Genomic DNA, 14,146 nt, shown 5'->3' on the forward strand with positions numbered 1-14,146 from the left:
AAAGAATTTTAAGAGATAAAAACCGGAAATAGAGAAAAACCGTACCTTAGCTATACGATGAAAGCATACCATTTAAAGTTTAGTCAGCAGTTACCAATTAATCTTGCGGAAGCCTGGGATTTTTTCTCTTCTCCGATGAATTTAGCGAAGATCACTCCGACAGAAATGGCCTTTGAGGTTACTTCTGAACCGCAATTAAGGGAAAAAATGTATCCAGGAATGATCATTACTTATAAGGTATCTCCATTATTGGGCATCAAGCTGAACTGGATGACAGAAATCACCCAGGTAAAAGATCAGGAATACTTTATAGATGAGCAGCGGTTTGGGCCATATCAATTCTGGCATCACCAGCATCACTTTACTGCGATAGAAGGCGGCGTGGAGATGAACGACATTTTGACGTATGGCATGCCTATGGGCATTTTCGGACAAATGGCCAATGGTTTATTTGTCGCTGCACAATTACAGCAAATTTTTGAGTTTAGAAAGAAGAAAGTGATCGAACTATTTGGCGATTATTCCACTACCGGAATATAAGCAGATCCTTGCACTACTCCTCTGCGTTCAATTTCTTTATCGATATAAGTCTGAATAGCAGATTTGTTTAATCCCCAGTTTGGCGCGATCAACAAATCCCAATCAGAAATTCCAAATAAGCGCTGAATCACTACATCAGGACGCAGCAATGGAATTGCCTTACAAAGGAAGTCTGTATATTCTTCTAAGCTGAAAAGCTTGAAAGGTTCTTTTTTATATTTCGCACCCATGATGGATCCTTCTACTACATGAAGGTGGTGGAATTTAACGAATTTGATTTTAGGAAATTTGTTAATTTCATGAATGTAACCCAGCATCATTTCCTCTGTTTCCCAAGGGAAACCAAAAATAGTATGAACACATAGGTCAAGCTTGGAGTTGTCCAGCAATTTAACTGCAGCTACAAATTCCGCATGACTACAGCCACGGTTGATCTGGTTGAGGGTCTCATCATAAATAGACTCCATTCCCATTTCTAAATCCACATCGTAACGATCTGCATAACTTTCCAAAAGGGCTACTTTTTCGGCATCTATACAATCCGGGCGGGTTCCTACAGAAAAACCAACTACGTCTTCCGTATTGATAGAAAGCGCTTCATCATACATCATTTTTAAATAATGTACTGGTGCATAGGTATTGGTATTAGGCTGAAAATAGACAATAAACTTATCTGCTTTATAAAAACCTTTCCCTCTTTCTATCCCTTGTTCCAGCTGCTCACGGATAGTTGGCAGTTTCCTGGAAAGCTCTGGTGTAAATGAATCTACGTTACAATAGGTACAACCGCCATAACCTTTACTGCCATCACGATTTGGACAGGTAAAACCACCATCAACGATTACTTTGAATACACGCTGCCCCTTATACTTCTCTTTCAAGTGCGTTCCGTAATTATTATATCCCTTTATTCCTAAGTCCAGTAGAGTTCCCAATTGCTTTAATTTTTCACAAAAGTACGGCTTTTATTTTTAATACCTTTTCTCAGGTTAGGAGTAATTTTTTGATGGGTTATTCGATCTTCTACTTATCAACCCTCATCCCTTCAATCTCGTTCATATATTTAGAGAAAACCTGCAAATAATTCAGCTCCGCATGCTCGGGGCGCGAGATGAAAATTTTGAAATCCTCCAGGTCATTGATGGTAAATCCCATCCTAACAAACAGCTCCTGATCTGCTGGCCAATCCTGCAGGTTCACTTTCTTCTCTGCTATTTTCCGATACAATGCTAATCCATAAGAAAAATCCTTGTACTCGGCAGTCTTCCTAAAATTTTGAAAGAAATCTACAATCGTACGGTAAGTAGCGGGTTTTCCAGCTCTCACCTCCTGCAGCATTAACATCCCCAGCATATTACCTTTAAGAAAAGCACTATCTACCGGGTTAAAATTACCGCATCGTTTCAGGATTTCAATATCCCGCTGTAAGGCCTGATCTTTCTCCCCAGATTTATGTTTTACAAAATAAGGTTCCTGGTCTAATGTCTTTTCACAATCTATGACTTCCTGGGCATGAGCTGAAATGCTGATCGTCGATAACAGCGACCATAGCATCAGATATTTAGATAAAAGGAATACATACTTATATACATATACAAACTGGTTCAATATCTTCATCAGGATTTCTTTTTTGGCAAAGGTATAAAACACAAAGAGTTTAACCCTGTCTTTCCCAACAAAGAGAAAAGAGTAGCCGATGCCAGATCAGCAGCACCTCTCTCCTCAACCATAAATCCAAAAGACCCTAGGCTAGATTGCATTTATATCTGCAACCATATAGTTGCATTATGATCATTAGAAGAGATGTATTTCAAGCCATAGCCGACCCTACACGCAGGCAGATTATAGAGAAAATTGCCGGGGGCCCTATGCACCTAAACGCCATTGCAGAGAGTTTCGCTAGCAGCAGACAGGCCATATCCAAACACATTCAGATCCTGACGGAGTGTGGTCTGGTTGAGGTTACTCAAAAGGAAGGGAAAGATATTGCGAAGCCCGTTTGGAATGACTGAACGAAGTGTGTGATTGGGTACAGCAATCCAAAAAAAAATGGCTGCAAAAATTCGAGAAACTAGACCAGTACCTGGAATCGCTTAAAAATGAAAACCAAAAATAAAAGAAAGAATAAAGAGAAAAGACAGGTAATTATATATCTATATGTATTAACATCTATACATATAGATATATTTAATAACTTCATCAGGCAAAAAAAATTACTTAGTTCAGATGTAAGTGCTGAGCGGTAATTCCTGAATTAACCTGATATTTGTCATCAACGTAAAATTCAGAATTACCTATGCAGCACCTGAGCACCCATAAATTTGTCAATGATTTTACTGAAGCTTTTGAGGGCGATCAAAGCGGCAATCCGCAGCCCCGTCAGACTCCAGGAGTATTATATAGCAGGGTTTTACCCAGCCCGGTTAAACAGCCAAAACTATTGGCATGGACCGGAGATCTTGCTGCGGAGTTAGGTATCGAAGCGCCAAATGAGAACGACCTGAACATTCTTGGCGGTAACGCGATTAATGCCAGCATGAAACCTTATGCTGCTTGTTATGCAGGGCATCAGTTTGGAAATTGGGCAGGGCAATTGGGCGATGGCAGAGCGATCACCCTTGGCGAATGGCCGCTACCAGACGGTAAATCCTGGGAGTTGCAGTTAAAAGGTGCCGGTCTTACCCCCTACTCTCGTCGTGCAGATGGCAGAGCGGTATTACGGTCTTCGGTTAGGGAATACCTGATGAGCGAGGCGATGTACCATTTGGGCGTACCTACCACCAGAGCCTTAAGCTTGGTGGCGACAGGTGACCTGGTGATGAGAGATATGTTTTATGATGGCCGTCCGGCTCCAGAACCAGGTGCGATTGTGATGCGTGCTGCTCCTAGTTTTTTACGCTTCGGCAACTTTGAAATGTTATCAGCCAGAAAAGAATATGAAAACTTACAAAAACTAGTCGACTGGACCATTGAAAAGTTCTATCCGGAACTTACAGGTCCTGATAAAACCTTAAATTGGTTCAAAAAAGTCATGGAAAGCACCGCCATTATGGTGGTGGAATGGCTTAGAGTAGGATTTGTACATGGAGTAATGAATACAGACAACATGTCTATTCTTGGTTTGACGATAGATTACGGACCTTACTCATTCCTGGATGCTTATGACCTGAATTTTAGCCCGAATACTACAGATCATCCGGGACTTCGTTATGCTTATGGTAAACAACATTCCATTGCATACTGGAACTTGAGTTGTCTGGCCAATGCGATCTCTCCTTTATTCGAAGATCCAAAAGAGCTGATCAGTGCGGTGGAAAGCTTTGGTCCGATTTTCTATGAGAAATTCTATTCGATGAAAGCCAGCAAGATGGGATTTGATGACCTTTCTGATGGAGATATTGGCTTGATTGATGATTTCGAAAATCTACTGGCCAACCTGCAACCAGACATGACTATTTTCTATCAGTTGTTAGGGGAAATTCCTGAGGATTTAATATCGGCTGCTGATATCAGCGCTCATTTTGATAGCGCTTTATACCATGATTTATCAGAGATAGAACAGGAACTATTGGTTAATAACATCCTTACTTATCAGGAACGTCTGGCAAAAAATAACATTTCCAGAAGAGATGCTCAATCAAAAATGCGGACCAGCAATCCAAGGTTTATCTTACGAAATTACTTATTATACCAGGCGATCTATGAACTTGAAAAAGGAGATGATGGGCTTTTCAAAAGATTACAGACTGCATTAAGTGATCCCTATTCAAAAGCTCATGATGAGTTTTTTGCATTGAGGCCACAATGGGCAAATGAACAGCCTGGCAGTGCCACTTTATCCTGCAGTTCTTAGTTTTCCGCTGTAAAAAGATTGATTCCCATGCTTATTCTGGTGATGGGAATCAATCCTAAAAAATGATTAGCTCATTGAAGGAAATGAGATTCCCTTGATCTTTCTAAACAACTCTACCGCATAAATATCTGTCATCCCAGAAATAAAGTCCAATACGGATTGAATTTTAGTGTAAGTATCCGTTTCCTGAGTTAGGAACTGTTTTGGAATCAGTTCCACCAGTTTTTTATGGTATTTTGACTCATTTTGCAAATAGGCAGGAATAAACTCTTCTAATAAACCACCCATTACTTTATAGCCGGCCACCTCTATCTGAACTACCGAGGTGTAATTGTAAATCTTTTTATAGGAAACCCTTTCAATTTCTTTCATTACAGAAAGAAAGGGCTGTTCTATTGCATCCATCAGGCTCTGGTTGAAATCTCCATTCAATATTACGTCCTGCTGTTCGTAAAACACATTTGAGCATAAGCCAATCAGTGTGCTGATCGATTTTGCACGCATCAGGGTAATTTTAGCATCGTCATCTTCGATGGTTGCTAAACGTGCGGGTAAATTAGGGTCGTTACATAATGGGATTAACAAGGTCTCTACTTCTGCATAGGAAAGAATTTTGAGGCGATGGGCATCTTCCAGATCGATGATATTGTAGCAAATATCGTCGGCGGCCTCTACCAGGTATACTAACGGATGACGTTTGTAGACCATTGGTTCGTCCTGCACTTTCATCAGTTCCATTTCTTCTGCAATCTTTTCAAAGCCGCTTTGTTCTGATTGAAAGAAACCATATTTTTTGGTGTAGATATTTTCTTTGTTGTGTCCTGCAAGTGAGGCACAAGGATATTTAGCGATTGCCGCTAATGTCGCGTAAGTCAGCGCAAAGCCTCCGGTACCTTTTCCGGCAAATTGGTGGGTTAAGATTCTTAATGCATTGGCATTTCCTTCAAAGTTAATCAGGTCTTCCCATTCGGCTTCGCTGACTTGCTCCTGGTATACTTTTCCATCACCATTGGTGAAATAATGGGAGATTGCCGCTTCTCCGGAATGACCGAAAGCAGGGTTTCCTAAATCATGGGCGAGGCAGGCGGAGGCGATGATATTGCCAATTTCGCACAGCAATGGACAGGTTTCATCTACATCAGATTCCTGAGCTTTGAATTTATTATAGAATATAGTACCTAAAGAGCGGCCCACACTGGCTACTTCTAAACTATGCGTTAGTCTGTTGTGAACAAATACGCTCCCGGGAAGTGGGAATACCTGGGTTTTGTTTTGCAATCTGCGAAAAGGAGAAGAGAAGATGATCCGGTCGTAATCTCTTTGAAATTCTGACCTGGCTTCCTTTTGATTTCCTGCAAATCTATCTTCATTTCCCCAGCGTTTTGCCGACAATAATTTTTCCCAATTCATATAATGGATTAAATTGTTAATTCCTGGTTATCTTAAACTTGATACAAAGGTAAAGGAATAATCGCCTGATTAATGGCTATATTTACGGTTAATTTCGTTTCTTAATGACACATAAAACAACCCTGATTTTAGCATTATTGCTTACCGTTACCCTTTCTTGTAAGACAAAAAAGACGATTGTAACTACCCCAGCTCCTGTAGCAGAAAGTACAGACAAAGCGTTGGATAAAATGAAAAAAGATCTTCCTGAGGATCAGATTGAACGCACAGATGAGGGCTTAAAATTCACCTTCAGCTCTGAAGTCTTGTTTCCTACCAACTCTTCTTATTTAAGTGAAGCGGCAAAAAAGAGAATTTTGGCAGTAGCCAATGTCATCAAAGATGAGCAGGCGACTAACATTCTGGTTGCAGGACATTCTGATAAAACGGGAACGGCAACTTATAACCAATGGTTATCAGAAAAGCGTGCTGTATCTGTAAAAAATTTCCTGGTGAGTCAGGGGATTCCGGCAAACCGGATTAAAACTGCTGGTCTTGGTGACACCAAACCTATTGGCGACAATAAAACTAAAGAAGGAAGATTGCAGAACCGAAGGGTAGAAATCGTCCTGTTAAAATCATAAGATCCATTCTGATCATTTCTTATTTGCAGCGGGGGATTCTCTCCCGCTGTTCTATTTTCTACTAAATCCTTTTTCTTATTCCCCTGAATACTTTAAGTTTACAGCAATGTACAAGCTTTTTTCAATTTTCAAACGTTTTGTTAAAACATTTGGATTATTGAAAATATGTTTATAGTTTTAAGGTAAGGAACATGAGTAAAAAAGAACTGGTAAAACAAAAGATCGGAAGATCAGCCATGCAATGCTTTGCAAAATTCGGATTAGACAAGACTACACTTGATGATATCGCACAGGCAGTTGGGCTTAATAAAGCGTCGTTATATTATTATTACAAGAATAAAGAGGACATATTTATTGAGGTAGCGCTCAAAGAAGGAGAGGATTTTATCAACTCTTTGCAGGAAACCACCTTGCTTAAGGAAGGGATAGAAAACCGGATTGCTTTTTATCTGGAATCGAGGTTTAACTATTATAAGAACGTCTTGAACATGAACCGTGTATCTGTAGATACGCTGAACAAGATACTGCCTCGTTTTTTTGAGTTATACAATGCCCTGATGAAAAGGGAAAAAGTATTTGTCACCCAATTATTAGGAAAAGCAGTGGAAGATGGAGAGGTGTACATGACAGATTTGGAAAACACAGCTTCAGTATTGATCAATCTGACCGATGCTTTGAAACACAGTGTGGAGCAGCAGGCGATTTTAAAAGGGGAGACGGAAATTGACTATACGCAGAGTCTTCAGGACATTAAGTTTCTGGTTTCACTGATATTTAAAGGAATAAAAAAATAGAAGACCTATAAGCACAGGTACATCAAGATTAGCGCTGATCAAGATTGGAGATTCTATTTGAGTAAAATGCTGCTTGCAGCCATTATGTTGATTTTTTAATACAACCTAAACCAAACCAAATATGAACAAGATCATGTTACTCAGCCTGATGCTTTACTTCTGTATGCCCGATTCCGTCAGGGCACAAGACCTGATCAAGGGCAGCATTAAAAACAATGTAACAAAGGAAGCTGCGTATGCGGTTTCCGTACGCATCAAAAACGGCACTGAAGGTACTTACACTGACGACCGTGGAAGGTTTCAATTGAAAACTTCAAAAAAGCTCCCCCTTACTTTACTCATTTCTTCCATCGGTTTTGAGCCTAAAGAAGTTACTGTTCAAAGTTTCTCTGAAAACCTGGAGATTGGGTTAGAACCGGCTTCTATGCTAGGACAGGAGGTCGTGGTTTCTGCCAGCAGAACCGTACAAAAGAAGCTGGCCTCTCCCGTCACGATTGAGCAAATTAGTACTAAAGACATCGTCAATTCCCCGCAGCTGAATTATATGGACATGATACAGGGACTAAAAGGGGTTGATGTTACTGTTTCCAGTATCGGTTTTACCAGTATTTCGACCAGGGGGTTTAATACCAGCGGTAACACGAATTTCACGCAGATTGTGGATGGAATGGACAATCAGGCTCCAGGTCTGAATTTCCCCTTAGGTTCAGCCATTAGCTTAACACAATTAGATGTAGACAATATAGAGGTACTTTCCGGGGCTTCCTCCGCCCTTTATGGCTCCAGAGGATTGAATGGCACCATGGTAATGACCGGTAAAAACCCATTTAAGTATCAGGGTTTAAGTGTACTGGTTACGCAGGGTGTAAACCATCTGAACAGTAAAAACAACAATGACCCTGTTCCTGCCGCTCCCTATTACGATTGGACGATTCGCTATGCGAAGAAAGTAAATGAAAAATTTGCTTTTAAGGTGAATGCACAATATACACAGGCAAAAGACTGGGTAGCCAATAATATGGACAATAAAAATGGGCCTGGTGATGCACTGACTGATCCGAATTACAATGGGGTAAACATGTATGGCAGTGCTACCAACACCAATATCAATCCATTTCTTGAAGCCGCATTAGCCGGCAATCCTGATCTCGCACCATTAATTGAGCCCTTATTGAGCAAACAAAATTATGTGGCTAGAACCGGCTATCCAGAATATGGCTTTCTAGACAATAAGGCAAAGCTTTTTAAAGCCAATGCAGAGTTGAGGTACAAGTTTAACCCAAAAATAGAAGGTATTTTATCCGGTACTTATGGCACAGGAAACATCGTGTACACGAATGACACCCGGTATCAATTGAAAGGTTTTAAAGTAGGTCAGTATCGGGCAGAAGTTAAGAGCGACAATTGGTTTGTACGTGCGTATATGACTTCGGAAAACTCGGGTAAGACCGTCATTGCTGGTCCTACCGCGCAATTGATCAATGAAGCCTGGAAAGTAAGTTATGATGGCGGCATGGGTGGTTGGTATCCTGAATATACAGCAGGTTTACTGAATTCACTTGCCGGTGGCGCGTCCTTGATGGATGCCAATCTTGCGGCTCGTGGCTATGCAGATCGTGGACGTCCTGAATTGGGGAGTCAGCGTTTTAATCATCTGAGAGACAGCATCAGCGGCACACCAATTTCTGAAGGAGGCACCTTATTTTTAGACCGCAGTAAACTTTACAATGCAGAAGCACAATATAATTTTGCGGAAGAAATCAAGTTTATGAGTGTGATTGCAGGGCTAAACTTCCGTTTATACAGCTTAAATAGTAAAAACACACTTTTCCCGGATAAAAATAAACCTATTCATGTAAAAGAATACAGTGCTTACGTGCAATTCGCGAAAAAGGTCCTGGATGATAAACTGAGTTTAAGTACCTCCTTCCGTTTCGACAAAAACACCTTATTCTCTGACCCGAAGGTCACTTCCAGAGCATCAGCGGTGTTTGAAGTCGCCAAAGAAAACTTCATTCGCTTCTCTTACCAGAATGCCTACAGTTTCCCATCAAATATCCAGGCTTTACAAAGCACCTTGAATGGTATGAACAGTTATTCTTCCGGAGGTTCTTCTTTGCTGTTAAACGGCACGTATGAGTTCGACAAATATCCTCCTTATACTTTAGAGAGTGTCAATAAATACCGCGAAACAGGTGATGCAAATGTGTTAGAGCGCTTCCAATACAACGACATTAAGCCGCAATCGGTGAATGCTTTTGAGTTGGGGTATGCTGCCCTGATCGGTAAAAGAGTAATTTTTGATATATTGGGCTATTTCTCTACCTGGGAAAACTTCATCGGCTATGCTAATGTAGCCAATACTCCAGGCACGAATGATGTACTTGCTTTTAATGACCAAAGCACTTACTCGATCTACAATATTGCTTTTAATGGCGGACAGACGGTGAATACCTATGGATATGCCGCTAGTGTAAGTGTAGATCTGGGGCATAATTTCCTGACCAAAGTGAATTATTTCTCGGATCATTTGAAAAATAAAAATAACAGCCAGGTCAACAATTTCAATACGCCAAGTTACCATGTGAATTTAGAGTTTGGCAATAGTGGTTTTGGCAAGCGACAAGTATGGTCATTCAATACCAGTCTTCGCTACAAACCAGGTTATTTATATGTGGTTTCTGGTGGTCTGGCAACTGGTGTTGTACCTAGTTCAGCGGTCATTGATGCACAGGTCAGCTATAAATTGATCAAAGCGCGTTCTGGCATCAGATTAGGTGCGACTAATGTTACCAATAAATATTACTCCACAGGAATTGCGAATCCAAATATCGGAGCGGTGTATTATGTGACTTATGCTTACAATATTTTTTAACGACCTAAACACAAAAAACCAAATATGAAACAATCTATCCGCGCGGTGCTCCTCTTACTTCTGGCTTCAGGAGTCTGGACTTCCTGTACTCAAAAGGCAGGCCCGCAGCATCCTTACAAAACGATGCTGACTTTCAATCCTGGAGAGGAAGCTAAAATCGAAGAAGCTTTTTTATCACTGAAAGACAGCACAAGTATTTTACTTAAGGCTGGAAACTACAAGTTTGACAATCTGAGTATTGCACAGGTCAACCATATCCTGATTCAAGGGGAAGGCCATGACAAAACGATCCTTGATTTCTCTAGTCAGAGTCAGGGCGGCGAAGGCATACGGGTAACGGATGTAAAAGGCTTCACTATTGATGCGATGACGATTAAAGACTCTAAAGGAGATCTTTTAAAAATTAATAAAAGCCGCGATGTAACGGTGACTAACCTTCATGCGGTATGGAGCAAAGCTGATTCTACCAGTGGTGGTTATGCGATTTATCCGGTGATGTGTAAAAATGTATTGATTGAAAACTGTTATACAGAAGGTTCTTCTGATGCAGGAATTTATGTAGGTCAGACGGATAGTGCCATCGTTAGAAAATGTAAAGCCGCTAAGAATGTCGCTGGCTGTGAGATTGAAAACACCTCTAATGCGGAAGTTTATGACAATGAGTTTTACAACAATACTGCTGGATTTTTAATCTTCGACTTACCTGATCTTTCTAAAAGAGGCGGTCACGTAAAAGTTTACAACAACAACATTCATGATAACAACTTCAGAAATTTCGCAAAAGCGGGAAGTTTTGGAACCACCTGGGGAGTAGGAAATGCTTCTCCTGGTAGCGGTATTATTATTCTAGCCGCTTCAGATATTGAGATCTACCACAACAAGATCATCAATAATAACACTTCTTCGATTACTATCGCTTCTGGTTTTGCGGTTGATGAGAAAGCAGGAGAGAAAATCAATGCGAACTACTCTCCTATTCCTAAAAACGTCAATATCCATGACAATACGATAGAAATGGGCCCGGAATTTCCGAAACCTGCTTATGAACATCGTATTGGTCAGCTGTTGGTAGCCACAGAAGCACAGTTGAACAAGCTGGAGCCGACGCGTAAAAACAAACGTATTCCATTCATCATGTATGACGGGATTACCAGTAATGTCCTAACCAAGGGAACCTCTTTAAATCCAGATTCTATCTGTATCAAACAGACAGGAGACCATGTTTTTGTGAATGCAGATTTCCTGAATATTGCCAATCCTGCGAAATGGAAACCGAATACAAATATCAGCCCATTCCAATGTAAATAAACAATGCGAAAGACCTATATTTTTGGCTCCCTGATCCTGATTGGCATCTTTTTATCGATGCTGACGGAGCAGGGATGCAAAAACAAAACCAACACCAGTACTAAAACAACCGCATCCGAGGATTTTCAATTTAAGGAGCAACTGTCTGATTACGGATTTTTCAAAGGTAAGCTGAATGAATTAAAGCCGGATTCGGGGATCATTCATTATGAACTGAGTACGCCGCTATTTACCGATTATGCAGTAAAAGACCGATTTATTGTGTTACCAAAAGGTCAGCAAATTAAATATACAGCAGATGGTGCACTGGATTTTCCTGACGCTACGATTATCGTTAAAAACTTCGCTTATACGAATGCAGCGCGGCAAAAAATCATGATTGAAACCCGGCTATTGGTCAAAGACCCTAAGGACAAAAAATGGAAGGTGATGAATTATTTGTGGAATAAGGAACAGACAGATGCGAAGAAACACATTATCGGTGCTAAAGTTCCTATCACTTTATTAGACGACCAGGGAAAGCAGTATTTTACCAATTATCAGGTGCCAAACACCAATGACTGTAAACGCTGTCATATTAAAGATGGGGTTTTAACACCAATTGGTCCAAAAGCCAGAAATCTGAACTTTACCGTTCTTGGGCGAAAGGAAAATCAGCTGGCAGAATGGGCGGCTCATGGGCAGTTAAGCGGTCTTCCAGAATTGAGTAAGGTACATCAATTGCCGGTATGGACAGATACCAAGCATTTCACTCTAGATCAACGAGCGAGAGCTTATCTGGATGTCAACTGTGCACATTGTCATACTAAGGGCGGTGATGCCTACAATACAGGGCTTTTTCTTGATTATGCGGAAAAGAATCCGGATCATCTGGGCTTTAAAAAAGCACCGGTATCAGCAGGTGGTGGTGCAGGTGGATTGGACTACGACATTATTCCGGGAAATGCGGATCAATCGATTTTATATTATAGGATGAACAGTACCGAACCAGGAACAGCCATGCCGGAGCTCGCAAGAACATTAACTCATAAAGAAGGTGTTCAATTGATCAGAGACTGGATTAATAGTCTGCCAAAAAAATAAATAAAAAACAAAAGCCCTGACATCCATCGGGGCTTTTGTATCAACTAAACCTAAACTTATAAATACTAACCAAATATTTATAGCGCAAAACTAAGGTTGCATTGTAAAGTTCAGGTTAAGGATATATGATCTATAAAGTTTTATTTCTTTTCTGGAATTTCTTGTAGAACTTGTAATAAATATCCCCAGAACTTCTGTACAGAAGAGATTTTCACACATTCATCTGGCGAGTGTGCACCATGGATGGTTGGTCCGAAAGAGATCATATCCATACCTGGAAGATGCGCACCTAAGATCCCACATTCTAATCCCGCGTGGCAAGCATTTACATTTGGCTCTGCGTTAAATGCAGTCTGATACAATTTGGTCATTAACCTTAAGATATCTGAGTCTGCATTTGGCTTCCATCCTGGATAATCTCCGCTGCGGGAAACATCGCAGCCCATGTTTTCTAATGCTGCACCAACTGCGAAAGCTACATCATCTTTGGTACTTTCCACACTGCTACGCTGCAGCGACTGCGTGATAAACTCACCACCTTTGATGATCACTCTCGCCAGGTTTGAAGAAGCTTCCACCAAGTCTTTGATGTCCGGGCTCATTCTGAACACTCCATTTGGCAAGGAATAAATTGCATTTACAATTTTCAGAAAATCCAGTTTAGACATCCCATGTTCTGGAAGTTCAGTTTCTTCGATACTGATGTTCATCGCCGTTTCAATACTTTTATATTCCTCTTTTAATACTGCTGAAAAATCAGTGAAAGCTGCAAGGAAAGTATCTTTTTGTGCTGCAGGAATAGCTACTACTGCTTTAGATTCCCTTGGGATCGCGTTTCTTAAGCTTCCACCATCTAAGGTACACAATTGCAGGTCTGAAGATTTCAGTGCTGCATTCAATATACGGTTCATTAGTTTATTTGCATTTCCTCTACCTTTATGGATATCCATTCCGGAATGGCCGCCTAATAATCCTTTAACTGTCACCTGGAAGGCCAGGTGATCTTTAGCGATCGGATGTTGCTTATAGTTATAAATGCTATTGGTATCTATTCCACCTGCACAGCCGATGGTCAGTTCATCATCTTCTTCTGTATCCAGGTTCAACAAAATTGTTCCTGTAAAATTTGAAGGGTCTAATTCTTTAGCACCGGTCATCCCAGTTTCCTCATCAATGGTGAACATCGCTTCAATAGCCGGGTGTACAATGGTTGAAGAGGCAAGAATCGCCATAATGGTGGCTACACCAATTCCGTTATCTGCTCCTAAAGTTGTACCGTTTGCACGTACCCAATCGCCATCCACAAACATTTCAATTCCCTGTGTAGCGAAATCAAAGTTGCGGTCGCCATTTTTCTGATGAACCATATCCAGGTGTGACTGCATGATTACCGTTTGTCTGTTCTCCATGCCTGGAGTTGCCGGCTTCTTGATCACCACATTCCCTGTCTTGTCCTGAATGGTTTCCAGCCCTAAGCTATGTCCATATTGAACCATGAATTCAATCACACGTTCTTCTTTTTTTGAAGCGCGGGGCACTGCATTCAAAGCAGCAAAATTACTCCAAAGTTCCTGAGGTTCTAAATTTTTGACTTCCATTAAATCTCTTTGTTATTTGAAGCAAAGCTAGAAAAACCAGGGCGATATTTCTGCAAAGGAAG

General features: G+C 40.8%; 12 protein-coding genes. 8 read left to right on the plus strand and 4 right to left on the minus strand.

Translation table 11 applies throughout. The annotated features are described in order from the left end of the window. Nucleotides 1-57 precede the first annotated feature (57 nt). The gene (locus tag AQ505_RS22250) at nucleotides 58-540 is read left to right on the plus strand and encodes an SRPBCC family protein (RefSeq protein ID WP_062550199.1); all 483 of its coding nucleotides are present in this window, start codon (nucleotides 58-60) and stop codon (nucleotides 538-540) included. Here the strand turns inward: AQ505_RS22250 and AQ505_RS22255 are convergent. Then, a complete protein-coding gene (locus AQ505_RS22255; RefSeq protein WP_062550200.1) occupies nucleotides 519-1,475 on the minus strand; it encodes a TIGR01212 family radical SAM protein in 957 nt (318 codons plus the stop codon). The two genes, AQ505_RS22250 and AQ505_RS22255, sit on opposite strands and share 22 nt — an antisense overlap. A gap of 88 nt (nucleotides 1,476-1,563) precedes the next feature. Next, nucleotides 1,564-2,157: a hypothetical protein gene (locus AQ505_RS22260; RefSeq protein ID WP_157262523.1), complete on the minus strand. Its 594-nt coding sequence runs from the start codon at nucleotides 2,155-2,157 to the stop codon at nucleotides 1,564-1,566. A 170-nt stretch (nucleotides 2,158-2,327) separates the two neighbouring features. Here AQ505_RS22260 and AQ505_RS22265 point away from each other — a divergent pair, with 170 nt between their 5' ends. Together AQ505_RS22265 and AQ505_RS22270 are read left to right on the plus strand one after the other, a co-directional pair. Continuing rightward, entirely contained in the window at nucleotides 2,328-2,552 is a 225-nt protein-coding gene (locus tag AQ505_RS22265; RefSeq protein ID WP_231634961.1) for an ArsR/SmtB family transcription factor, read from the plus strand. 284 nt (nucleotides 2,553-2,836) lie between these two features. Continuing rightward, nucleotides 2,837-4,393, plus strand: a complete 1,557-nt coding sequence (locus AQ505_RS22270; protein WP_062550202.1) for a protein adenylyltransferase SelO — start codon at nucleotides 2,837-2,839, stop codon at nucleotides 4,391-4,393. 66 nt (nucleotides 4,394-4,459) lie between these two features. On the opposite strand, the gene AQ505_RS22275 is transcribed toward AQ505_RS22270, so the two are convergent. After that, nucleotides 4,460-5,803, minus strand: coding sequence for a deoxyguanosinetriphosphate triphosphohydrolase (locus tag AQ505_RS22275; protein ID WP_062550203.1), 1,344 nt, complete (start codon nucleotides 5,801-5,803; stop codon nucleotides 4,460-4,462). 104 nt (nucleotides 5,804-5,907) lie between these two features. Here AQ505_RS22275 and AQ505_RS22280 point away from each other — a divergent pair, with 104 nt between their 5' ends. The 5 genes from AQ505_RS22280 to AQ505_RS22300 all read left to right on the plus strand — a co-directional run bounded on the left by AQ505_RS22280 (nucleotide 5,908) and on the right by AQ505_RS22300 (nucleotide 12,486). Next, nucleotides 5,908-6,426 (plus strand): OmpA family protein, encoded by a 519-nt coding sequence (locus AQ505_RS22280; protein WP_062550204.1) that lies wholly within the window; start codon nucleotides 5,908-5,910, stop codon nucleotides 6,424-6,426. A 191-nt stretch (nucleotides 6,427-6,617) separates the two neighbouring features. Next, nucleotides 6,618-7,220, plus strand: coding sequence for a TetR/AcrR family transcriptional regulator (locus tag AQ505_RS22285; protein WP_062550205.1), 603 nt, complete (start codon nucleotides 6,618-6,620; stop codon nucleotides 7,218-7,220). Nucleotides 7,221-7,341: 121 nt separating this feature from the next. Continuing rightward, the gene (locus AQ505_RS22290) at nucleotides 7,342-10,095 is read left to right on the plus strand and encodes a TonB-dependent receptor (RefSeq protein WP_062550206.1); all 2,754 of its coding nucleotides are present in this window, start codon (nucleotides 7,342-7,344) and stop codon (nucleotides 10,093-10,095) included. Between the two features lie 24 nt (nucleotides 10,096-10,119). After that, the gene (locus AQ505_RS22295; RefSeq protein ID WP_062550207.1) at nucleotides 10,120-11,403 is read left to right on the plus strand and encodes a parallel beta-helix domain-containing protein; all 1,284 of its coding nucleotides are present in this window, start codon (nucleotides 10,120-10,122) and stop codon (nucleotides 11,401-11,403) included. Nucleotides 11,404-11,406: 3 nt separating this feature from the next. Further along, the gene (locus tag AQ505_RS22300; RefSeq protein ID WP_062550208.1) at nucleotides 11,407-12,486 is read left to right on the plus strand and encodes an SO2930 family diheme c-type cytochrome; all 1,080 of its coding nucleotides are present in this window, start codon (nucleotides 11,407-11,409) and stop codon (nucleotides 12,484-12,486) included. Between the two features lie 140 nt (nucleotides 12,487-12,626). Here AQ505_RS22300 and AQ505_RS22305 read toward each other — a convergent pair whose 3' ends face one another. Beyond that, nucleotides 12,627-14,084: an aminoacyl-histidine dipeptidase gene (locus AQ505_RS22305; RefSeq protein ID WP_062550209.1), complete on the minus strand. Its 1,458-nt coding sequence runs from the start codon at nucleotides 14,082-14,084 to the stop codon at nucleotides 12,627-12,629. Nucleotides 14,085-14,146: the final 62 nt, after the last annotated feature.

This window comes from Pedobacter sp. PACM 27299 (assembly GCF_001412655.1).
In the GTDB taxonomy this organism is placed as follows: domain Bacteria; phylum Bacteroidota; class Bacteroidia; order Sphingobacteriales; family Sphingobacteriaceae; genus Pedobacter.